We start from the raw sequence: 23,177 nt of genomic DNA on the forward strand, positions 1-23,177 counted from the left end.
TGTGTTTGCTAAAATGAAAATATCTTATGACAGCAAGGAATGGGCAAATATGTATACAATTATTTACATGAAAGCAGACTATGAGCCTTGGTGGAAATTTGAGGGCTGGGAAGCTTTTATTCAAACACACGATACATTTGAAGCAAAGGAGCAGTTTGAGCTGGCTTTACAGCATAAATTAGCACACTTTCGTTCAACATATGATAATGAAGCAGTAAAAGAAGGGCAATATTGGGCTTTTTGGTCAGAGGATGAAAGTTTCTACTGTGAGGCATGTGATGATGACGCACAAGTATATCATGGAATTATTGCATGTAAAATGGAAGATATGTAAAAATTTTTTGAAATAAAGTAAAAAAACAATTTTCTTTATTTGACAAAATTATGAATGATGGTTATACTTAGGTTAACAATTTAATTGCTTCACCGGAAACATGAATTCACATATTACAAAAAGTGATCGCATTAGTACGGTACTCTTTGTAATATGTGAATTTTTTTCAATCGCTGAAGAAATTACATATTGTTCACTTTTATTTTTTGGAGGTTTTCTTAAATGAAACAAGGTACAGTAAAATGGTTTAACTCAGAAAAAGGTTTTGGATTCATCGAAGTTGAAGGTGAAAACGACGTATTCGTACACTTCTCAGCTATCCAAGGCGAAGGTTTCAAAACTCTTGACGAAGGTCAAAAAGTGGAATTCGAAGTTGTAGATGGCAACCGCGGACCACAAGCTGCTAACGTAACTAAACTTTAATTCTCAGAAATTAAAATTACTTTCGTTAAACCCAGACATCCTATGCAAATAGGATGTCTTTTTTTTATATCATTGCAATGTTCAATGATTATAAATCTTAAAATGGGATAAATATAAAGTAGTACTGGCAATGTGCTATGAAATGGATAGCGCGGCAAAAGATGCAGATAGAAGTGTCAAAGTACTGGATCACGCGCAAAGCGGTGGATAGAATGAGCAGAGTGACGGATAGAACCACAAACGTGAAGGATTGTGCCATGAAAGTAACTGATTAGCGTCATAAAAAGGCAAACAAGGGTACTTACTATTGGAGGTAGATTTATTATGGAAAATTTAGCAAAATTACCGAATGAACAGGAGCAGCAAGATTTTTATCAGAAGTTACGTACAAAATTAGTAGAATTTCTTGGGTCGAAAAAGGGGAAAAGCAGTAAATTTACACCGTATTTAATGTTTGTGCCTGATTTATTTCATCTATTAGTGAAAACATTAACCGATGCAGGGGTGGATAAAAAAAGTCGGGCATTGATTGGTGCGTCAATTGCGTATTTTGTGTTTCCAATGGATTTGATGCCTGAGGGAATATTAGGATTTGGTGGCTATTTAGATGATATTGTGTTGGCAACATTTGTGGTGAATACGATTATTAATAAATTAGGGCCAGAAGTGCTGGAAAAGCATTGGTCAGGGGATGATCATCTTTTGCATGCCCTCCAGAAGGTCGCTGAGATTAGTGATGAGGTTGTAAGTAAAATACCTGTGAAATCAGCCATTGCTCAGTTTGTGAAACAGGAAAATAAAGATAAATAATATTATTATGTAAACTTAATAGCTGATAAAAATGAACCTGTATCTTACAGGTTCATTTTTTGTTCGCCTGTTCTAATATGTGGTGGAGTTGCTGGACAGGGACAAACAGACCAACTCGTCCTATAGGTTCATATTTCATTGTTGCGAAGATAACACCGATGACCTCACCCTGTTGATTAATGACGGGGCTACCACTATTACCCCGATAAACGGGCGCTTTCAGCATCATTACGGGTTCTTGCCACTCGTCTAATTGAATGGATTCCAGCAATGTTCCCTCATTAGCTATTCCTGTAAAGGCAAGGGGGTTACCGATAAAATGGATATGCTCATTGGAAGGGAAGGTTGGATCATCTGCTAACGGAAGATAAGGGAGCTGTTCTGCTTGTACTTGCAATAAGGCTAAATCCACATCCGGATAGCTTTCGATTAGCTCTGCTTCCATTACTCCTTCATCAGGAAACACAACGGATAAAGTTCGTGCTTGTCCTACTACATGGGCATTGGTGACAATAAGACCATCAGGTGAGATGGCAAAACCAGTGCCTTTACTGGAAGCTGTCGAAATTTCCACAACAGCTTTTTTGTAGGTTTGTATATCTTCTTGTGCGGATAGCTTTGTTGATACTTTCATAAATTCGATAGCTGGAATGGAATAGATTTGAAAAATAAGTGCGAATGTATTGAAAAACAGGACGAAAGCCATACTCCATACAATCCAGCGTACGAATGGCTTGGGTTTTTTTGTTTTTTTGCCTTGAAGACGGTCTTCTTGCTCTTGTGCTAATGCTTTTTGCTGTTCAGTTAACACAAGCTCAATAAATTCTTCTTCCGTTAATTCTTCCTGCTCGTTAGCTGGCTTATGTAGGTCACTCATAGGATGATGCCTCCTTTTGCTACATAACAGGCGCCCAAGCAGAACGCCTGCTATCATCATACTATTCTATTTTTTGTAAGGTTGATGTTACGACAAATGGCTGCTCTTGATCAGACTCCATTCTATCTTCCTTTTTGATGAGTCCAACCCCTTGTGCAAAATAATTGGTCGTTGTGAATTGATCTTCCGTGCGTGTAACTTGGATGACATTCGAATAGACTTTTGTTCCTGTATCGACTTTAGCGGTTATGGATTGAATGGTCCAGCCTTGAAAGCTTGTCCCTACTTGTATAGGTTGTTGCAGTACTGTTTCTAGCACAGGGTAAGCAGCTACTTCTGTTGAACTAGGTAAACGAGGGTTGCTGTCAACGGGTTCACGATAGATAAGCTCAATCTTTGAATCTGTAATGCGATAAATTTTTAATAGGGTGACACCACCATTATCTTCAACCTGAGCGATATGTTGTGGATCTAGATAGGTAGTTTGTAGGGTAAAGCTTGCAAATTCATTTCCTTCACCTTGAAAATAAGCGATAGAGCCATCAGGTGGGAAAAAGGTGAGTAGGGACATTTGATCTTGGACAATTGGGTGCACAGGTTCATTTTTTATTTCTTCATTGCACCCTGTCAGTAAAAGGGCAACAGTAAGTATGAGAATAGGATGTTTCATGGGCACACTCCTTCGCTACTTTTTATAATTATACGTGAATGCAGGGAATTATACGAATCATAGCTAATGTTTATTATAATATTATTATGTAAACTAAAAGCTAGAAACTTGTAACTAGGAAAAAATTTAACTAACATAGAATTGAAGTTAAAAAATGGGGGGCATGGTTATGTATAGACAAGCGGATGATTTTTTACAGGAATGGACAATGGCTGCAGAAGGAACATTGAAAGTATTACAGGCAGTAACTGATGACAAGTTAGATCAAAGTATCGTGGAGGGTCATAGTACACTCGGCTGGCTTGGTTGGCATTTAGTTGGAGCGGCTGGATATTTTAGTTATCTAGCAGGCTTAAAGGTACCAATGATTCGTCAAGAAGACCCTGTACCAACATCAGCAGTAGAAATTGTACAAGCGTATGCGAAAGTTGTGAATGGTATAAAAGAGGAAGCGGCAAAGCTTTCAAATGAAGATTTACTTGAAGTTGTGAATGGCTTTAAAGGACCAATACCAAAAGGCGCATTATTACGTGCATTAATCGATCATCAAACACATCATCGCGGACAAATGACAGTGCTACTTCGTCAAGCTGGTTTACCAGTACCGGGTGTTATGGGACCAACAAAGGAAATGCAATAGACTTCCATTGCAGCAGATAAACAACGTATCTGCTGTATTTTTAGTTGACACTTACCTACTAGTAAGTTAGTGTAGAGCCATGACAAATAGAAAATCACAAATTATCGAATTAACATTGAAGAATATTCAAGAAAAAGGTTTCACATCATTTAGTTATGATTATTTAGCGAAAGAGCTCGGTGTCACTAAAGCAAGTATTCATTATCATTTTGAAAAGAAGGAAGACTTAGGGCTGGCAGTTTGCGAAAGAATTCAAAAAGGATTAAGGGAGGTTTATACATTCATTAAGGAATCTACAGTTGCAGCTGAGGATAAACCTTTCGCTTTTATATTACAACGGATAAAATTCCTAGAACAAGATGGTGTTTGTCCCATTTCAGCATTGCATGCGGACTATCAAGAATTATCACCTGCGATGCAAGAAAAAGTTCAACAACTTAGCCAAATGGAAGTAGATGTCTTGGTGGACTTACTTCAGGATGCTAAGCACCATGGCTCATTAAAGTCGACAATGGATTTAGAGGCATTAGCCATATTGCTCATTTCTAGTACGAAGGGTGCCTTGCAATACAAACGCGTTTTAGGGGAAGATTTCTTTCACAAAGTGCTAGATCAATTAAAGGAACTGTTAAAGTAAACGAGGAGGAGAAACATAGATGGTACGTAGAGTAGTTGTTACAGGATATGGTGTCATCTCACCACTTGGTCAAACAGTATCAGACTTGTGGGGGAATATTAAAGAAGGACAATCAGGTATTAAAAGGTTAGAAGCAGAAGAATTCCACGGCATTAATACGCAAATTGCTGGTTCTATCACTGACTTTGATGCCACTAAGTATATGGATAAAAAGGAAGTAAGTAAATATGATCTTTTTGTACAATATGCACTGGCTGCATCTCAGCAGGCTTTGGAGCAAGCAAACTTAAATATGGAGCAAGTTGAGAAGGAACGTCTAGGTGTTTATATTGGCTCAGGTATTGGAGGAATTGAGACGATTTTAGCGAATCATCAAGCCATGCTTGATAATGGACCAAGGAAGGTTTCACCGTTTATGGTGCCGATGATGATTAGCAATATGGCCGCAGGGATTATCGCGATTAAAACAGGCTTTAAAGGGCCAAGCTTTTCACCAGTTTCTGCTTGTGCAACGGGTAACCAAGCGATTGGTGAAGCATTTTTAAATATACGTCACGGCTATGCAGATGGAATTTTAGCTGGTGGGGCTGAGGCACCGATAAATCCGCTGAGCTTTGCTGGATTTTCCCGTATGAAGGCGATGTCTACTAGAAATGATGCACCAGAACAAGCTAGTCGACCATTTGATAGTCAACGTGATGGCTTCGTAATGTCAGAGGGAGCAGGGATTGTGTTCCTAGAGGAATATGAACATGCTAAGCAAAGGGGCGCAACAATTCTTGGAGAGATTGTAGGCTATGGGGTGACGACAGATGCTTTCCATATAACAGCCCCTGACTATACTGGGGCGGCTCGTGCGATGAAACTGGCATTAAAAATGGCCGATATTGACGTGACCGCTGTCGATTATATCAATGCCCATGGTACGAGTACACCAGAGGGAGATAAATCGGAAACAAAGGCTATTAAAAGTGTATTTGGTGAGCATGCCTATCAATTAAAAGTGAGCTCTACTAAGTCGATGACAGGTCATCTTTTTGGGGCGGCTGGTGGAATCGAGGCCATCATTACCTTAAAAAGTATTATGGAAGACATCATTCCACCAACGATCAATTACGAAACGCCTGATCCAGAGTGTGATTTGAATTATGTTCCAAACGAGGCGCTTCATCAAACCGTCAACATAGCTTTGTCTAACGGTTTTGGCTTTGGTGGTCATAATGCTGTATTGGCTTTTAGAAAGTTTGAGGAATAATAGCATTCAATGGTATGAAATAAACGTTTCATACCATTTTTTTATGGTCTATAGGAAAGGGTTTACACCTGTATAATAAGTTTTACTTATGGACTTACACAAATAATCAATATTTTCGCTTATGTTCTTTCTATGATATGTTTAAAAGAAGGGGGGGATGGATAGTGAGAATTTTTGATGCGCATTTCCATATTATTAATTTTGATTTTCCAATTATAGAAAATCAAGGCTATACACCGCCAAGCTATGTGGTAGAGGATTATCAAAAGGAAACAGCTCTTTTTAATGTAGAGGGGGGCGCCCTTGTCTCTGGTTCCTTTCAAGAATTCGATCAGAATTATTTATTGAATTCTTTGACACAATTAGGTCCTGCTTTTTGTGGCGTGACACAATTACCGTATACAGTGACTGATGATGAAATCCTTCATTTACATAAAAATGGGGTTAGAGCCTTACGCTTTAATAGTCAACGAGGCGGTTCAGAGGATTTATCAAGACTTGATAGCCTGGCAAGAAGAGTGTTTGAGCTGGCAGGCTGGCATAGTGAACTTTATATAGATGCCAAATATTTACCTGAGATTGCTTCAACGCTTGAAGCATTACCAGCTATTTCAATTGACCATTTGGGCTTATCGGAGGAAGGGCTACCACATTTGCTAAAGCTTGTAGAAAAGGGTATACGTGTGAAAGCGACTGGTTTCGGACGGGTAGAATTGAATGTGAAAAATGCTTTGCAAGCCATCTATAGCATCAATCCAGATGCGTTAATGTTTGGAACAGATTTGCCATCGACAAGAGCTAAACGACCTTTTGAATGGGCGGATGTTGAAATGATTCAAGAGCTTTTTGATGAACAGGCTGCGGATAAAATTCTCTATCAAAATGCTAGGAAATGGTATAACAAGTAAATGCAAAAAATCCTCTACCCAAACGTACGGTAGAGGATTTTTATTGGGATTAGCTTAAACCTTGGCTATCTTTCCACTCTAAGAATTCATCATATGTTAATTGCTTATCTAAAATTGAACCGTCTTCACGGATTTCAATTACACGGTTAGCAATTGTTTGAATGAACTGATGGTCATGAGATGTGAAAATCATTGCCCCTTTGAAACGAATTAAGCCTTCGTTCAATGCTTGAATGGATTCAAGGTCAAGGTGGTTTGTTGGTTCATCTAGTAAAATCACGTTTGCTGTTGCAAGCATCATTTTTGATAGCATACAACGTACTTTTTCTCCTCCTGATAAAACAGAAGGTGATTTTTTCACTTCTTCACCAGAGAACAGCATGCGTCCTAAGAAACCACGTAGGAAGCTTTCTGTTTCATCATCAGGAGAATATTGACGTAACCATTCCACTAATGATTTTTCTGTGCCTTCGAAGTACTTGTCATGATCGTTTTCGAAGTAGCTTTGAGAGGTAGTTACACCCCATTTAAATGTACCAGCATCTGCTTCTTTATCTTCCATTAAGATATCAAGAAGCGCCGTTTTAGCAAGTGGGCTACCCAGTAAAACGATTTTATCTTCTTTGTTCATGGAGAAACGAATATCTTTGAATAGTGATTCGCCCTCATGGCTGGCAGTTAGACCTTCAACTGTTAATACATCATTCCCGATTTCACGACCAATTTGGAAATTGATGAATGGATATTTACGGCTTGATGGTTTAATGTCATCTAACTCGATTTTATCCAGCATTTTTTTACGAGATGTCGCTTGCTTCGATTTAGAAGCATTGGCAGAGAATCGTGCGATAAAGGCTTGTAATTCTTTAATTTTTTCTTCTTTTTTAGAATTTTGGTCTTGAGCCATTTTTTGAGCTAATTGAGAAGATTCATACCAGAAATCATAGTTACCTACATATAATTGGATTTTAGAGAAGTCCAAATCGGCAATATGTGTACATACTTTGTTTAAGAAGTGACGGTCATGGGATACAACAATGACTGTGTTTTCAAAGTTAATTAAGAATTCTTCTAGCCATTGAATAGCTTTTAAGTCAAGGTGGTTGGTAGGCTCATCGAGTAATAGTACATCAGGCTGACCAAATAGGGCCTGTGCCAGTAATACTTTTACTTTATCAGAACCTTCAAGATCACCCATTAGCATGTAGTGAAGGTCATCAGAGATACCTAAACCGTTTAATAATGTTGCTGCTTCTGAATCAGCTTCCCAACCGTTTAGCTCTGCAAATTCACCTTCTAGCTCAGCGGCACGCATACCATCCTCATCGGAGAAATCTTCCTTTGCATAGATAGCATCTTTTTCTGTTTTTACGTCATAGAGGCGTTTATTCCCCATAATAACAGTGTCAAGCACTGTATGATCATCGTATTCAAAATGGTTTTGTTTGAGGACAGATAAACGTTCGTCCTTGCCCATTGATACGTTACCCTCTTGTGCTTCAATTTCACCAGAAAGAATTTTTAAGAATGTTGATTTACCAGCACCGTTTGCGCCAATTAAACCATAGCAGTTACCTGGTGTGAATTTTATATTTACGTCTTCAAATAGTTTACGATCGCCATAGCGAAGACCTACATTACTAACTTGAATCATGCAAGTTCCTCCTTTTTTCACAATGGCTCTAGTATATCATGAAATATGTTCCATAGTCTATAAACATTATGACAGCAAGGTTTATTGGCAATTGCTTGAACGGGATATGTGTAGGAATAATGGAGTGTGGAAATACGAATCGAAATAAGTAAGGTTTTTAAACGTTTTTAGGGAAAAGAACAGGTAAGTAAATGAAATTGATTTATCCCTAATTTATTACCTTTTAATACTTAATTGAAAGGAAGATATTAAATGTCTAGAAAAGTAAAAGCATTGAGAATGGATGATGTTGTTTTTCAGCCTAGCTTACAACCCAAGCAATCTGGAGATAATACCAATATGATGGTTATGATACACCAGATTATAAAATAGCTTATTCCTTATCTTTTAGACTTGCTGAAATGAAAGAATTCAGAGTAATTACTGAGATTTCAATAGATAAGGAAACGAGATATAAAGTCTGTGTAATATCTGCTTAGAATTGATTACATTTATTTAAACCTAGCTTCTTGAATACATCTTGAAACCCTGAATCGTAGACACTTAAAAAGTGTAGACTATTCGGGGTTTTTGTTTTATGGCGAAACCCCTATAAATATCTATTGGAATATTAAGTGGCATGTGATTGGATTCATCTGTTCAATATTAAATTTAAAGCTTATTAATAAATGTTCATTTTAAGTAGACCCTAGTTAAACAAAACGATAATGTAGTAATATCAATGTATTGAGTTGTTTGTTAAAAGTTGTTGAATTAAAGGAATCAATACATATTAATTTTTGGTTATGTGAGAGTTAGTTCTGTTGATCAAAATTTAGATTCGCCAGTTGAAGGAGCTTGAAGTGTCACTTTAGGAATCATTTCCCACCTATTCTAACGATAAGTATAAAAAGCCAAATTTCTCATCATTAAAATTGAGAAATTTGGCTTTTATCGTTGCTCTGGAATAGCGCCCGGTTGCTGAGTATCAAGTCGGTGATTTGTCTTTTGCTTGTTAAAGTAAGCACGCCGTTAGTTTAAAGAAGTTTATAATTATAATAAGTGTTTTTGAATTATATAAAGTGCTTTCTCCATCAAATTCGAAGAAAGTATTCATTTGAAAAATGAACTATTTATAATGCTAAATTGTTACTTGTGTAGAAATCGGAAAAGGAGGTGGGATTGTGGAACAAATTAGCAATGAAAGGGTCTTGTTTCAAACATATTATAAGGACGTCTTCAGAGCTTGCTATTACATGCTTCAAAATAAATACGATGCAGAGGACCTTTGTCAGGATGTATTTGCAAAAGCTTTGAGTGAAGATTTCCAATCTATACAAAATCAAAAATCTTGGTTACTTAGTATTTCTATGAATATGTCTCGAAATTATTTAAAGAAAAAGAACAGACTGCTATTAAAAGAAAACCTTGATTTCCTATCATTGATACGAGTTGACAATACCCAAAATATTGAGCGAACAATACAGCTCAATGAAAATAAAAGTGAGTTAGTCGACTTAATGAACAAACTACCTGTTCGTATACGGAAGGTAATGGTATTGAAATATGTGCATGATTGTAAAGATAGAGAAATCGCTGAAATTCTAAAAATACCTGAAGGGACGGTTAAATCGAGGCTTTTTAAAGGTAAAAAATTAACGAAAGAGTTTATCCAAGTAGATGAAAATTTGTTATTTGAATGGAGGGATCATCGTGAGTAATATGGACGATTTAATGAAAGAAAAAGTGAAGTACGATCAAGTAGATTATCCTACTGAGAATGAAATGTGGAGTAAAATCATCCGTAAACAACAAAATCATAATTTTAAAACTAAAAAACATAGCTATAAACCACAAGTTATATTAACCGTCATTATGTTCACAATTGTTTTATCAGCCACACCTGTATTTGCTAAATATACAACAGAAATCTTGGACTGGATGCGAAATATGAATAGATCAGGCATTATTACTTCTTTAGAAAATGGCTTTGGACAGGAAGTCAATAAAACTGTAGAAAACGAAGCTGGTTTATTAAATATCCATAATATAATTTCAGATCAAAATGGTACTACTATTAACTTTAGCTTAGATATTGATCATAAATATCCAATCGATGCAGCAGATTTTGAACAAGCATTACTCAAAATAAATGACGGAAAAGAAATAAAGCTGGAGACTAACGCAGTATATAATCAGGAAACGGATCAAATAGTAGGGATTCTACATACAGATGAGGGAATCCCGCACAACAGCAATGTTACACTTCAACTTGGAGGTGTAAAGGAGACACAGTTGAAAAGTGTAGAGTTAAAAGATGTGCTTCAATCAAATGCGTTCCCTGAAAAGATTACTATTAATCAAGATGGAATATCACATATAGAATTCACTTCAAATGAATATCAAAACGGGCAGTATACATTGGATTATCTTATTGATCTGGAAAAGTCCAATAACATAGAAAATGCATATTTATCTTATAAAATTCAAGGTGAAAACATTGCCAATTTTGGCGTTACTTATAAACGTCCACAACCAAATGTCATTAAAAGTAGTGATTCACTAGAGATACCACAAGAAATGGTAGAAAAATTAGGGGTATTTTTAAGTTATACTGATACAGTAAGCTATAAACCAGATACATGGAGCCTAGATTTCCAATACAATCAGGATCTTGCTAAAAAATCTACATTTGTTATGAATATAGACGAAAAAATTGAGATAGGCTCTCAGCAACTTCAATTTAATGAGCTTGTTATTACACCGAGTGAGGTAAAGCTTTATTTTGATAAAAAATATATAGATTCTAATTCTAATATAGCTCATTTCAACTATCGTCAGTTTAAATTACGAATTGGTGAACAGGAATTATCGGGATATAATTTTAAAGATTATATTTCTTTTGAAACACTGGGGCTTATAAAGGATATTACGAATAAAGAAATTTCTCTTACTTTAAATGATGCGAAGGTTTCTTATGAAGCTGGGAAGCAAGACAAAGTAGAGCTAACAAATATTTCTGAAGTTCCAAAGACTATCAATGCAGAATTAAACGGGTATCCCATTGATATTACCTACTATACGAAAGGTAATGATTTAATTGTTGAATCAGAAAGTAAGAACGAGCAATTTGGAGGTATCACACAAAATGTTATTTATGAGAATGGCAAAAGAATCTTTGCTGAAACTCGTTCTAATGACGGAGTGTTAAGAACACACAACCAAGTAGAAACATTTAAAAATATAAAAGAAAAAGATATTACATTAAACTTCTTCCTTTATACTGTCAATGAGGATCGAGCTAAAACTATTGTTTTACAGTAAATCGTTTGCAGTGTAACTTCTTTCAGCAAATGTTTTATGTAACGTGAGTGAAACGGCAGTTACAAATGTTTTATGTAACGTAAGTGAAACGGCAGTTACAAATGTTTTATGTAACGTAAGTGAAACGGCAGTTACAAATGTTTTATATAAGTCTTTTCGTAGCGAAAGTACACGACTGCTTGGTGTTTTATGGTAGATTAAGGAGACTGTGAAGAACTGTAAGTCAACAACATGATAATAAAAGGATGACTCATTTGAGTATAAAAAAAGCGTGTTTTGATTAATTCAAAATACGCTTTACTATTTCCTTGGTTGTTGTTTTCGAAAAGATTATTGCTTTTCAACGCTTAACGCATCTAAATGAGTGATTTTTGTTTGCTTTACTTGTGTTTATGTATTGAAAGCTTCGCCTCAAAAAGCTTTCCACGACCGCTAAATACAATACATCTGCATCTAATTGAGGAATTTCCTCTTTGAAAAAATCAACTGTTATGATTTCTTAACTAGATTTTGTGCTTTATATGCTTTGATAAATACTTTCCCTGTTGCCATACTAACTTTTGTTTCTATTCTTTCTGGTTTGTTGTAATGAATAAAACTTTAGTTACGATATTATCTTTTCAAGAAATTTACAACAGTCGTTGCGAAAATTAGTATAAACCAATTTGACTGTTCAACAAACCATCACGATAGGTGCAGTTGTTGTCAATCCAATATTCAGCTAGGATTAACTAAAACGAGACAAATAAAAACACCTCAACACAATTTGCTTCGTTACAAACACCTTCTCCGGAGAATCTTGTTGAGTTCGTAGTGTTTCTATTCTCGAACGGATGTCCTTGTTGTTATAAAGTGTTGCTTTCGATACATAAGCTTCGCCAGACACACTATTAAAATTTATCCGTTCATTCGCTTTTATAAGCCTTTTAATTGCTTCATCTACTTTTTGATGTGTGTTAGCTAGACCTAAAAGAAAAAGGTCAACCAGAAAAAACTGGCTAACCTCATATTACAAACTTTGGCCAGATTGTGGAGGAACACTTTTCAACGGGATTTGATATTGTTGTTAAAATTCAGAGTGAGATTGTGAAGTTTCTCACTTAAACTAACAGGTCAGGTTAGTTGTATAATCTTCGGCTCATGCAGTTATAGCTGTATGAGCCGAAGAATAGTTAGTAGGGGATAAAGATGGAGACTGTTTAATTTAAGTCGTTTGAAAACGAATGGAAATATCCGGAAAATGAGGCTTGAATACAAAAGAGGCTTCTTATGTTGATTAACCTCTTTAAATAATTTTCTATCAAAGAAATCTATTGATTATTACTACTGTCTGTATGAACAATGATTTTCTGCTTCATTTTTTTTACTTCTGATTGACTATAAAAATAAAATAACAGCCAAACTAGTGCAAAAATTAATACATTAAATAGTAACAATAGAATCGTTAGTTTTATCGAAAATGTTGGAAGCCATTTTAAAGAAAAGGCGACAGCTATAAAGGTCCCTATAGCGATAAAAAAATGACAAGCACTTTGTTGTAAAAATGTTAAACGTTCTGTCCTATAGACGTATGAAGGTAGTATACAGGCAATGCCAACAGTAACTGATCCCAAAATTTGTTGTGGAAAATTAGATATAACAGCTTCTAAAAACAAATCCCCTTTCAACCAATATCCAATAAGATTTACAAAAACAAAAACTGTACAGCCCATACTTATTCCAAACCATAAATTCTTGAAAAAGTTCATGTACTTATACCCCCAAGCGCTCTTTAAATGATTTTTTATAATTGCGTGAAATGACTTCTTTTATTCCTAAAGTAAGCTCGATTTCCATTGTGCCATTAAAGGAAGCTTCAATATTTCTGATTTTTCTAGGATTAATGATGGCAGATTTAGAAATCCGAATAAATCCTTCCCCTAGTTGCTGCTCTAACTCGTACAAAGGTTTATTCATAAGTACACGATTACCATCGTCGCTATATAGTACTAAATCTTTGCCTTCCGTCCTAATAGCTATAACAGAATTAGGCTCGATAATATGCACTTTATTGTTAGCGGTCCCTGTTAAAATTTGTTGTTCTTCTTGTTGTAAGAGTGAGATTGCAGCCTGTATAGTTGGCGTTAATTTAGAAACGCAGATTGTTATGTAGGGTTCATCAATTTGTGGATCAATTTTTATGTCTATCTTCAACTCCATCACCTCTCTATAAAAATATACCATAAATTACAAATCGAATAATGCAGGTTGTCATCCATAAAAAGCATTTCACCTTTCAATAAAGACATGTTACATGTAACGTATTGTTGCTAAACTTTGATGTCGTTATATTAGGCCTTAGAAACATTAATTTAATATAAGGGGACAGTTAATATGAACGAGATCACAACGCTAAAAGAGCAAAGAAAGGCAGGATGGATATTAGCAAGCATATCAAGTATGCTTTCATTAAGTGTTATTTATTGGTATGTAACTAATCCTAAAAAATTTATTGAGAATGGGTTGGGCTATTCTCTGGAACTGCACTTGAACTTACCTATGTGGTTTTTCACTGCATTCATCGTAATCGGGTATATTTCCTATACAATTTCTGCAATACCTTTAGTAAAAAGCAATTTGTTTACATTTTCTTGGCTTAAATTGATTGGTATATGGGCTGCTATTGTAAGTGGAATAGTAGAAGAAGTCGTATTTAGACATTTGCTCATGGAGTATGTATTATCTATTGGATTTTCAAATCTTTCACAAGTAATAATCTCAGGAATTGCGTTTGGAATTGCTCATGGCGCATGGGTGTTATTGCGAGGAGAGATGAAAATTGCGCTTCCAGCAATTCTTTCAACGACAATCTTAGGTTGTCTACTTGCTATGCTCTATATTTATACTGGAAGGAGCACCTTTGCACCAATTGTAGCCCATATTCTAATCAATATGGTAATAGAGCCATGGTTGATGCTAGCTGCTATTTCAGGGAAATGGCAGCTAAATAAAAATTAATGGTAATAATTGAGAGGGATGTTGTGTAATTTCGCCTCTCGATATTAAATAATTTTATGGGAAAAGGTTATTTAATTTACCACTGTTAGCAAATTTGAAGTTTTTTCAGGACCTATGAGGTTCAGTTGTTTAATCTAAGCTCTTGAATTCCTATAAAAAAAACGGAGTAATCTTTCATTTTCTGTGATGAAGCATCGATTTTACCCGACGTGATGGCTAACGGAGTGATTTAGTTCAACAAGCTATAAGCGATTTTAGGAATAAGCCCATATTTTAGTTATTCCATTAAAGGGAGCTTTACTTGAAGATCATTGAGCTGCATAATGTAGCTCTTTTCTCTTATTGAACTAACGGGGCAGTTTAGTTGAAGAAGAGGCTGATAGTATAGTGAAGCGTTATAAAAGTCACCCTATAAAAGGAGTTTATTAAAATGAGTATGGCAACCTATATTGGTTTGAATTTTTCAGTAAAACTTAATGAGTATTATACAAAGGATGAAGTTGAAATTGATTACGTTTTCTCAGATCAAGAAAATCGTAATGTAGTTAAACAGAAGCATTTTACTACGCCCTATATTTATGAAGTTTCTGAGAAAGGTAAGCCTATTTGGCAAATGAATGAATATCAAAAGATGCATTCACCACATAACTACAAAAAATCCAAAAAGACTTTTCTCTATTTATGTCACTTACTAAAAGAGTTACTTCCACAAGGTGATTATTGTGAAGTTTATATTTGTTGGTTGGGTGAAGAAGATGAAGAGCGTGAGGGTGATTTGAAAATTAACTTAAATAATCTACAGATTGATGCAATAGATATTTATGAAAAATACTTTATCCGCATAGAAAACTAAAGATTCAACTTAAAATAAAATTAGCCTTCTTTTTGTTGAACTTACTAAACTAACGAGGCATTTAGTTGAAGAGTGTTTTTTAACTTGTTGTTCAACCTCCGAGCCAGATTGTTGAATAACACAGTTGATGAGTTATGCCCAAAAATAGAATTAGATTATGAAGAATTATACTTAAATTAACAAGACAGAATTGTCTAATTCATGGAAATAAGTTAAATTCTAATGATAAATGTAAAATTTATTTTTACTAATTAAGTAAAATAAACTTATATGATAGATAGTAAATTCCAAATAGAGGTGGATTTATATGCCTAAAATTGACAATATGTTAGCAATTATATGGATGCTTAGTTCAGGTGAAAAAATTACTGCAAAACAAATTGCAGAAAAGTTAGAGATGAATATAAGGACTGTTTATCGTTATATTGATACACTTTCAACAAGTGGTGTACCAATAATTTCAGACACAGGACATAACGGTGGATATACATTATTAAATAATTTTATTGAAGTTCCTCTTTTTTTTGATTTTGAGGAGCAAACTTCACTATTCCACGCTGCTGTTTTTGCAGAAGAAGCCGGATATTATGGAGGTGAAGCACTAAATAGGGCCATTTCAAAACTAAGTAAATACTCAAATCAAGAGCAGGAAACAAAGATAAATCAACATTTAACTAGTCTTGAAGTAATAAGTCGATTAGGTTCACTCTCTCTGGAACCTTTTTTGAAGGAGTTGGAGCAGGCCGTAGCTGACGGGTACTCAGTAAAAATTCTTTACCATAAAAGTGGCGAAAAGCAATTAAATTATAGATTGGTCGATCCGTACAGAATTATCTATTGGAATAATAAGTGGTATGTGATTGGATTTTGTCATCTTAGGAATGATATCCGTAGTTTTAGAATTGATCGAATTGAAAGTCTAATGCTAACCGAAAATAAGTTTAACCGGCCAGAAAATTTTTCAGCAAGTGACTTTTTTATGAAAAACCTCCTTCCAACTATAGAAGATAAGGAAGGGATTACTTCTTTAGTTATTAATGGGAATACAGGGACGTTGGGAGATATTTGCCAACATTGGTTTTTAGGACATTATTTACAAGAACGTACTTCTAATCAAGCAGTATTTCTTCTTGAAAAGGATATTATACATACATATGTACCATATTTACTTTTACCGTATGGTAAATCTATTCAAGTTATTGAGCCAATAAGTCTTAAGAAAAGACTTATTGAAGTTCTGTCGGAATTAATAAAATTTCATCAAGTATAATACAACTTCCCTGACGTTAGGTGTCAGGGAAGTTGTATTATACTAGGCATATCAATTCGGATAGGAGAGTTATTTAATGCAAACAAAAAAAGTTTATCTTTATGTTTTTAATACAATGTCAGACTGGGAATATGGATATTTAATTGCTGAACTAAACTCAGGGAGATATTTCAAAAAAGATTTAGCCCCATTAAGAGTAGTTACAGTAGGAGCTAATAAAGAAATGATTACTACAATGGGAGGACTGAGCATACAACCAGATATTTCTCTTGATGAATGTACGCTTAAGAGTAAAGATCTTTTAGTCTTACCTGGTGGGACTACTTGGAGAGAAGATATTCATCAACCGATCTTAAGAAGAATTGGCGAAGCTTTAAAACTTGGTACTATTGTTGCTGCAATTTGTGGTGCAACTGAGGCTCTTGCGAATATGGGATACTTAGATTCTAGAAAACACACAAGCAATGACTTAGAGTATATTAAAATGGTCTGTCCTAATTATAAAGGAGAAAAATTTCATGAGATGGGACCTGCGGTATCAGGTGTGAATTTAATTACTGCATCAGGGGTAGCACCTCTAGAATTTACTATGGAAGTACTGAAAAAATTAGATGTATTTACACCTGACACATTGCATTCATGGTATAACCTAAATAAGACTCATAAAACTGAATACTTCTTCCAGTTAATGAATTCAATAAATAGCTGATCTAAAAATCAACTTAGCAGTTTTATATTAGTTCAAATAAAAACCATGCTTTAGACACAATGTCAAAGCATGGTTTTTGTATATTACTTAAATATGTTTATGTAAGTAAATATGGTGAAGAGGCTCTGCAGGATAAACGTGGTCGTAAGAAAGAAGAACAGGAGTTAACAGCTGAAGAAAAATTCAAGCTAGAAATGAAACGTTTAGAACGTGAAAATGAACGATTACGTGAGAAAATGCCTTTTAAAAAAAGTTGGAAGAACTCGAAAGGAGGAATCGTTAACAAGCGTTCGTTTACAAAATAAATATAGAGCGATTCAAGAGTTACATGCGAAAGAAAATCTGCCAGTAATCCTTTTATGTGATATTGCCGGTTTATCTCGTGCTGCCTATTATAAATGGCTACAACGTACGCCAACAGTTAGAGAGCTAGAGAATAAAGCGATTCTTCAGGATATCCAAGCTATTTATCGACAAGTCGAAGAAATTTATGGATATCGAAGAATGACTTTAAATATCAATCGTAAATACAATAAAAAGCTCAATCACAAACGTATTTATCGATTAATGCAAATAAGTGGTTTATAATCCGTGATTCGTCGAAAAAGAAAGCGATATGTTTCTTCACCTGCACAACATGTCGCTGAAAATCGATTAAATCGTGAATTTACTGCAAGAAAACCCAACGAAAAATGGGTAACAGATGTGACGGAGTTCAAATTAGGAAATGGAAAGAAAGCTTATTTAAGCGCTATTCTAGATCTTTACGATGGCTCTATTATCAGTTATGTATTGGGGCATTCAAATAATAATGAATTGGTATTTAAGACGTTTGATTTAGCAATGCTTACTTTAAAAGATGGAGAACAACCGTTACTTCATAGTGATCGTTGCTATCAGTACACACCAAACATTTGAAGCGTTACAACAAGCGATTGAGGATTATATCCAGTTTTACAATAACGATAGATACCAAGAACGATTAAACGGCTTAAGCCCATTAGAATACAGGGCTAAAGCCGCTTAAAAGCTTTTTATTATTTCCACTGTCTACTTGACAGGGAGCAGTTCAAATATAAAGGCGTGGTTTTAAATCGTTTGATTGAATTCCTCTTCATGATTCTACAATGCTATTCATCAATTTTGTATCCGATACCTCTTACTGTTTTAATATAGGGTATATTTAACTTTTTTCTTATATTTTTTATATGGGCATCAATCTTCCGTGTTTCTCCTGAATATTCATAATCCCAAACCTTTTGTATAATGGTATTTCTAGTAAGAACCTTTTTCTCGTTACGAAGTAGTAGCTGTAAAATTTTAAATTCTTTTGTGGTTAACTGTATTTCCTCTTTATTTACATAAACTTTAATTCTTTTACAATCAACTTGAAGTTGATTAAAATACAAATAATTTTCGAGATTTGTATTATTGCTTCTTCTAAGTACTGCTTGTACTCGTCTAATCAACACATGAAATGGAAATGGCTTAGTTATGTAATCGTTAATCCCAGGATCAAAGCCTTTTATTTTACCTAGTTCTTCTTCTAAAGCAGTTAGAAATATAATGGGTATATTAAATTGACTGCGAAACATTTTGACCACTTCATACCTTTTGGGCATTTTTATATCGAGGAGAATCAAATCATAGGATTGGGATTTTAGTCTCTTTATTCCCTCGTCTGCATCAGATACTACTTCTACATAATAATTATGTGTCATCAAAAACTGCTTAATTAATTCTTGAACTTTTAAATCGTCTACTACTGCAAAAATTTTATAGTTCATTTGATATCCCCCTAGTTTGACATTATAACCACGCTATCTGTAGTTTATGTGGAGAAACCTAGATTTTCTACAAAATTACTCATTTAAAATAGGTGGTAGTGGTTTTTAAGAATGATTCAATGCCCCGGATCTATTGAAAAAGGTACTTTTGCAATAGAGAGACAAAAGTACCAAAACGCTATATTTAGGGTTTTAAAACCACTTTAATACAGTCTTCCTGTTTTGTATCAAATATTTCATAACCATGTTTTGCTTTTTCAAGAGGGAGGACGTGTGTAATGATATCACCTGCGTTCACTTTACCATCTGCGATTAAGTTATAGACATGAGGCATGATATGAACAACTAGGGCTTGTCCAGTACGAATCGCTACATTACGCTGGAACATATCTCCGAGTGGGAAGGCGTTGTATCGACCTCCATATACACCTGTAATTTGGATAGTTCCTCCTTTACGTACAGCTTGACTGGCTGTGACGATAGCTCCCATAGCACCACTTTGAAGTTTTACGCCACTTGAAAGAAATTCGAGAGGCGTCATTTTGAAAGAGGGGGAGTAGGGGAAATTCAGGTATGGGGGAATGAATAGTTTTAATTAAGAAGATTGTCCATATTAAGTAGTTAAAATAGACTTATACAATAATTATAAACAGAACTTGAAAGCATATATCTTTGTCAACGGTTGGATCGGGTTGTTGGTAGTAGCCTATCCAAATTCAATAAAAATCGAAGGGAAATCATTGTTGGTATTTTGCTTATGTAATAGAGTTCATTACTGTTCGATAATATTGTTCAAAAATTTATTATGCAAGCAGTACGTTAGTATGTAATTAAACCTGATACTATTCTACATTAAAAGATGGAATCAAAGCGCAATTTATCAAATAAAAAGAAAAAAATTGACCGAACTGAGGTTACACCCAGATGTTGTTTACTAAGTCCTTTTTAGCGAATCTGTTTTTGCATTATACTTTTGATATATGGGTGGCTCCAACAAATCAAATCCTGAAAGCACCATTTGACCAATGATGCCATATTGCAAGCAACAACTGAAACAATAGAGATTCTAGCTAAACTTAATCTAAGAATGAGAGACTTTAAAATAAGAAATATATCCTGAGAAAACAAGACTATTTAGAATAAGGAAGAGAGGTACAATAGTGTAACCTTATTGGAGGTATTAAAGTGTAAGTTACTCCGGAACTCTTCAGTGCCCCCCACGCTTACTGCAAATCATTACCCCATCGGGTCCCAGATTGCTTAACATACAAAGTTACTCCATTAAAAACTTCATAATTACATAAAAAAATGTGTCATTTGATGAAGAATTTTATTTTTTTACTGCTCTAATTAAGTATTATCACGTTGATTTCAATATTATTTATAATACAAAGTGTGAAAAAGTAAGAAAAACCCCACATTATGAGCCTCTTTTGAGTATGTTTATGGACAATTTGTAAAATACTGTGAAATCTAATAAACTATTAATAAATAAATTATTAGGATGTGATTCTAGAATAAAAAGAAAATATGTATCTAGTGGATTAATAATGTTACTTTATTAGGTAGTGGTCTTATTCCTAATATTGTCAAAGCTGCTGAAGTTCAAGAGCATAGAAATAATATTCTAAATATGGAAAACACAGGTCCACAAGGAGCCGATTCCACCCATAGCTGGTTTTATACCATATCTTCGTACTCCTGTATTCGGTGAAGATGTTGAATACTCTGGAATAAATTTCAAACAAAATAATGTTACAAATGTGGTACCTATATTTATGGGAGAAAATACTTTTATAAATAATTCAGAGCAAGAACAGACATTTAATATTACTTCTTTTAGTGAATCAATTACCAAAAGTACATCCACTTCCATAGAAAGTGGATTCAAATCATCCATTACTACAAAAGGCAAAGTTGGTATTCCTTTTGTAGCAGAGGGTGAGGTATCTGCAATCCTTGAATTTAATTTGTCCACTACAATTAGTACAACAAGCACCATTACTGCCAATTCACAAGCTGTTAAAGTTCCACCAAATAAAATATACAGGCATTTGTCGAAACAAAAATAATTCCTATAAACTAAAAAACATTGTAAATCAGTGCTTATTTATTCTTAGTTCTATTATTTGTGTTTGATAACATCGAAAGTTATGGGGCCTTCACCTCGTTCACTACGGTTTTAGTTTAGACGCTACCATTATACTGAATTTGGGGAGTTGCCCATCAGTATGAGGTATAGTACTAAGTATGTAAATTCTCTGCTCTTATTTCCGTTCAGTTTCTGTTATAGTTTTTCCACAAAAGGTTAATATCTTTTAATCATGTCTTGTACAGTACTGGGTGAGATGAATGAATTAAAACCATACCACTTCAAGCCCCAATCATACTGTAGATATTCCATTACTGAACATTCAATTAAAAATTATATTATTCTACCAATTATTAATTTTTATGGATTATGTATTATAAAATTAATATTTTTTGTTTATTAATCCAAAAATAATAACAACTAAACTTAGTATGTAGCCATACGCTAAATTATACATACTAAAATTGGAGGAGAAATTATGAAAAACAAAGCAAAAGTAATATTAATGGGAGCTACTATTGGTCTAAGTTTACTTTCATCACCAATAGCAATGGCGGCAAATGGAGATAGTAATGTTAAAGAGAATCAAAGTATAGCAAATTTTAGTCCCGTTAAAAATAGCTTTCCAGATGCAGCAAATGGTTCAAGGTTCCTAGTTAATTACTACGGCAGATATTTGACTTCTAATGGGCTAGGTTCAATTGGTAAACACCCAGAAAATATTGACTTTGAAGTAAAAAATACCTATGGTAAATTATCTATGGAACCTCAAGTAATTAGTCAAAATCCTCTTTGGGCTGGTCAAAGTGACTTACGAAATGATACCGATAGGGATCAAACGTTAAGCTCGCAGGAATTTCGCAAATCATTTTCAAATACTACAACGGCTACAACTGAACATGGATTTATGTTTGGTACTGAAACCAGTCTGGCAACAGGGATACCTTTTCTAGCAGAAGGTAAAATCACACTAAAGGCAGAATATAATTTTAGTAGTAGTCAGGCAAATGAGACTTCGGAAACTGTAGAATATGTTGCTCCTTCTCAATCTATTGTTGTTCCACCACATACTATTGCTAGAGTAGTTGCTGTATTAGAAATTAAAAAAATCAAGGGTGAAATGGATATTTATGCAGAAGTTGGATTAAATAAAGAAAAATTTGGTTATGAGGAGCTTCCAATTTCTAGTATGGGAGGACTTAAGTGGGTATCTCTCGGTTCGATTTATGAAGAGGCTTACAATCAAGCTAAATTATCTGGAACTCATGAATTTCCAGATATTAAAATAATATCAAGAAGTGTCAATAACCCTGATTATTTTTTAGCTAGTGGAAAGGGACGCTTCGAATCAGAATACGGAAGTCTATTTAATGTTCAAGTTGAATATATAAGCACAAAAAGTAATGAAGTTATAAAGACCGAGAATTTGATGGTAAGTCCCACAATAATTTCCGAGTAAATATATAAATAAAGTTATATATGTTGTGGATAATTAAGTGATTTATACATTTATTGTAATAAATAAATTGAATATTAACATTCAGGAAATTGGTCTAAAAGGTGCGACATAAAAAAGATATAAGATATTAGAAGACCTACTACTCCCATTTCGTAGACAGATGAAAAAACATACTCCTGCAGCTGCTATCGGAGTTCTATATTTCGTACCAGGTATAGGACAAGCGCTCGTAATTGGAACAGGAATCTTCACAGTAGGTTTGGCCACTTATAAAGTAGGAACTTGGATTGGAGACTGTATAAATTCGTTCATAGAAAAAGAGACAGCAGACGAATATATTTCTAAGAACAGAAAAGGCTCTATTAGAAGTGAATTCCCAGGGGAATATTACGGAAAAACTCTCAATGAAATCGAAAAAGATGCCAACAACGGCAATGCTGCAGCAAAAAAAGCAAAAAAATTGTTAAATGATAATCGCTTTAAAAAATAATTAAATAGT

General features: G+C 34.5%; 25 protein-coding genes and 2 pseudogenes. 19 read left to right on the top strand and 8 right to left on the bottom strand.

The window, feature by feature from the left end; all coding sequences use genetic code 11:
* Positions 1-13 precede the first annotated feature (13 nt).
* The 3 genes from AC3CH7_RS16470 to AC3CH7_RS16480 all read left to right on the top strand — a co-directional run bounded on the left by AC3CH7_RS16470 (position 14) and on the right by AC3CH7_RS16480 (position 1,567).
* On the top strand, positions 14-334 hold the full coding sequence (locus AC3CH7_RS16470; protein ID WP_227256844.1) for a DUF1033 family protein: 321 nt from the start codon (positions 14-16) through the stop codon (positions 332-334).
* Between the two features lie 222 nt (positions 335-556).
* The gene (locus tag AC3CH7_RS16475; RefSeq protein ID WP_004230088.1) at positions 557-757 is read left to right on the top strand and encodes a cold-shock protein; all 201 of its coding nucleotides are present in this window, start codon (positions 557-559) and stop codon (positions 755-757) included.
* 324 nt (positions 758-1,081) lie between these two features.
* Entirely contained in the window at positions 1,082-1,567 is a 486-nt protein-coding gene (locus AC3CH7_RS16480) for a YkvA family protein (protein ID WP_036161631.1), read from the top strand.
* Between the two features lie 52 nt (positions 1,568-1,619).
* Here AC3CH7_RS16480 and AC3CH7_RS16485 read toward each other — a convergent pair whose 3' ends face one another.
* Positions 1,620-2,444 (bottom strand): S1C family serine protease, encoded by an 825-nt coding sequence (locus AC3CH7_RS16485; protein WP_031418196.1) that lies wholly within the window; start codon positions 2,442-2,444, stop codon positions 1,620-1,622.
* Positions 2,445-2,505: 61 nt separating this feature from the next.
* Entirely contained in the window at positions 2,506-3,114 is a 609-nt protein-coding gene (locus AC3CH7_RS16490) for a hypothetical protein (RefSeq protein WP_036161635.1), read from the bottom strand.
* Between the two features lie 169 nt (positions 3,115-3,283).
* Between AC3CH7_RS16490 and AC3CH7_RS16495 the strand changes: the two genes are divergently transcribed.
* The 4 genes from AC3CH7_RS16495 (at position 3,284) to AC3CH7_RS16510 (ending at position 6,554) form a co-directional block, all read left to right on the top strand.
* Positions 3,284-3,754: a DinB family protein gene (locus tag AC3CH7_RS16495; RefSeq protein WP_447402954.1), complete on the top strand. Its 471-nt coding sequence runs from the start codon at positions 3,284-3,286 to the stop codon at positions 3,752-3,754.
* A gap of 79 nt (positions 3,755-3,833) precedes the next feature.
* Entirely contained in the window at positions 3,834-4,391 is a 558-nt protein-coding gene (locus AC3CH7_RS16500) for a TetR/AcrR family transcriptional regulator (protein WP_012294422.1), read from the top strand.
* 19 nt (positions 4,392-4,410) lie between these two features.
* Positions 4,411-5,646, top strand: coding sequence for a beta-ketoacyl-ACP synthase II (gene fabF / locus AC3CH7_RS16505; RefSeq protein WP_012294423.1), 1,236 nt, complete (start codon positions 4,411-4,413; stop codon positions 5,644-5,646).
* Between the two features lie 164 nt (positions 5,647-5,810).
* Complete coding sequence (locus tag AC3CH7_RS16510) at positions 5,811-6,554, top strand: amidohydrolase family protein (protein ID WP_036161638.1); 744 nt, start codon at positions 5,811-5,813, stop codon at positions 6,552-6,554.
* Between the two features lie 49 nt (positions 6,555-6,603).
* Here AC3CH7_RS16510 and AC3CH7_RS16515 read toward each other — a convergent pair whose 3' ends face one another.
* A complete protein-coding gene (locus AC3CH7_RS16515) occupies positions 6,604-8,208 on the bottom strand; it encodes an ABC-F family ATP-binding cassette domain-containing protein (protein WP_031418205.1) in 1,605 nt (534 codons plus the stop codon).
* Positions 8,209-9,371: 1,163 nt separating this feature from the next.
* On the opposite strand from AC3CH7_RS16515, the gene AC3CH7_RS16520 reads away from it, so the two are divergent.
* Both AC3CH7_RS16520 and AC3CH7_RS16525 read left to right on the top strand, forming a co-directional pair.
* Positions 9,372-9,908 (top strand): RNA polymerase sigma factor, encoded by a 537-nt coding sequence (locus tag AC3CH7_RS16520; RefSeq protein WP_036161640.1) that lies wholly within the window; start codon positions 9,372-9,374, stop codon positions 9,906-9,908.
* Between the two features lies 1 nt (position 9,909).
* On the top strand, positions 9,910-11,511 hold the full coding sequence (locus AC3CH7_RS16525) for a DUF4179 domain-containing protein (protein WP_447402967.1): 1,602 nt from the start codon (positions 9,910-9,912) through the stop codon (positions 11,509-11,511).
* 799 nt (positions 11,512-12,310) lie between these two features.
* Here AC3CH7_RS16525 and AC3CH7_RS16530 read toward each other — a convergent pair.
* From AC3CH7_RS16530 to AC3CH7_RS16540, 3 genes and pseudogenes are all read right to left on the bottom strand, one after another.
* A pseudogene (locus tag AC3CH7_RS16530) lies at positions 12,311-12,499 on the bottom strand (DUF6262 family protein); the annotation flags it as partial.
* 322 nt (positions 12,500-12,821) lie between these two features.
* Complete coding sequence (locus AC3CH7_RS16535) at positions 12,822-13,259, bottom strand: DUF3021 domain-containing protein (RefSeq protein ID WP_080695195.1); 438 nt, start codon at positions 13,257-13,259, stop codon at positions 12,822-12,824.
* A 4-nt stretch (positions 13,260-13,263) separates the two neighbouring features.
* Positions 13,264-13,710 (bottom strand): LytTR family DNA-binding domain-containing protein, encoded by a 447-nt coding sequence (locus AC3CH7_RS16540; RefSeq protein ID WP_012294430.1) that lies wholly within the window; start codon positions 13,708-13,710, stop codon positions 13,264-13,266.
* A 174-nt stretch (positions 13,711-13,884) separates the two neighbouring features.
* Between AC3CH7_RS16540 and AC3CH7_RS16545 the strand changes: the two genes are divergently transcribed.
* From AC3CH7_RS16545 to AC3CH7_RS16575, 7 genes are all read left to right on the top strand, one after another.
* Positions 13,885-14,508: a CPBP family intramembrane glutamic endopeptidase gene (locus AC3CH7_RS16545; RefSeq protein WP_012294431.1), complete on the top strand. Its 624-nt coding sequence runs from the start codon at positions 13,885-13,887 to the stop codon at positions 14,506-14,508.
* 430 nt (positions 14,509-14,938) lie between these two features.
* Positions 14,939-15,361, top strand: coding sequence for a hypothetical protein (locus tag AC3CH7_RS16550; RefSeq protein ID WP_036161646.1), 423 nt, complete (start codon positions 14,939-14,941; stop codon positions 15,359-15,361).
* Positions 15,362-15,668: 307 nt separating this feature from the next.
* On the top strand, positions 15,669-16,631 hold the full coding sequence (locus tag AC3CH7_RS16555; RefSeq protein ID WP_012294433.1) for a helix-turn-helix transcriptional regulator: 963 nt from the start codon (positions 15,669-15,671) through the stop codon (positions 16,629-16,631).
* 76 nt (positions 16,632-16,707) lie between these two features.
* Entirely contained in the window at positions 16,708-17,340 is a 633-nt protein-coding gene (locus tag AC3CH7_RS16560) for a type 1 glutamine amidotransferase family protein (protein ID WP_012294434.1), read from the top strand.
* A gap of 216 nt (positions 17,341-17,556) precedes the next feature.
* Positions 17,557-17,928: an IS3 family transposase gene (locus AC3CH7_RS16565; protein ID WP_081112813.1), complete on the top strand. Its 372-nt coding sequence runs from the start codon at positions 17,557-17,559 to the stop codon at positions 17,926-17,928.
* Between the two features lie 3 nt (positions 17,929-17,931).
* Positions 17,932-18,258, top strand: coding sequence for an IS3 family transposase (locus AC3CH7_RS16570; RefSeq protein WP_012294436.1), 327 nt, complete (start codon positions 17,932-17,934; stop codon positions 18,256-18,258).
* A complete protein-coding gene (locus tag AC3CH7_RS16575; protein WP_080695197.1) occupies positions 18,200-18,367 on the top strand; it encodes an IS3 family transposase in 168 nt (55 codons plus the stop codon). Before AC3CH7_RS16570 ends, AC3CH7_RS16575 begins: the two co-directional genes overlap by 59 nt.
* 103 nt (positions 18,368-18,470) lie before the next feature.
* On the opposite strand, the gene AC3CH7_RS16580 is transcribed toward AC3CH7_RS16575, so the two are convergent.
* Positions 18,471-19,127, bottom strand: a complete 657-nt coding sequence (locus AC3CH7_RS16580) for a response regulator transcription factor (RefSeq protein WP_012294438.1) — start codon at positions 19,125-19,127, stop codon at positions 18,471-18,473.
* 184 nt (positions 19,128-19,311) lie between these two features.
* Positions 19,312-19,671: pseudogene (locus AC3CH7_RS16585) on the bottom strand (glutathione-dependent formaldehyde dehydrogenase); the annotation flags it as partial.
* Between the two features lie 1,189 nt (positions 19,672-20,860).
* Here AC3CH7_RS16585 and AC3CH7_RS16590 point away from each other — a divergent pair.
* From AC3CH7_RS16590 to AC3CH7_RS16600, 3 genes are all read left to right on the top strand, one after another.
* On the top strand, positions 20,861-21,199 hold the full coding sequence (locus AC3CH7_RS16590; RefSeq protein WP_258858680.1) for an ETX/MTX2 family pore-forming toxin: 339 nt from the start codon (positions 20,861-20,863) through the stop codon (positions 21,197-21,199).
* A 498-nt stretch (positions 21,200-21,697) separates the two neighbouring features.
* Positions 21,698-22,678, top strand: a complete 981-nt coding sequence (locus AC3CH7_RS16595; RefSeq protein WP_012294440.1) for an epsilon-toxin family protein — start codon at positions 21,698-21,700, stop codon at positions 22,676-22,678.
* A 160-nt stretch (positions 22,679-22,838) separates the two neighbouring features.
* Positions 22,839-23,168, top strand: coding sequence for a hypothetical protein (locus AC3CH7_RS16600; RefSeq protein WP_012294441.1), 330 nt, complete (start codon positions 22,839-22,841; stop codon positions 23,166-23,168).
* Positions 23,169-23,177: the final 9 nt, after the last annotated feature.

The sequence above is a fragment of the Lysinibacillus sp. F12 genome, assembly GCF_057773605.1.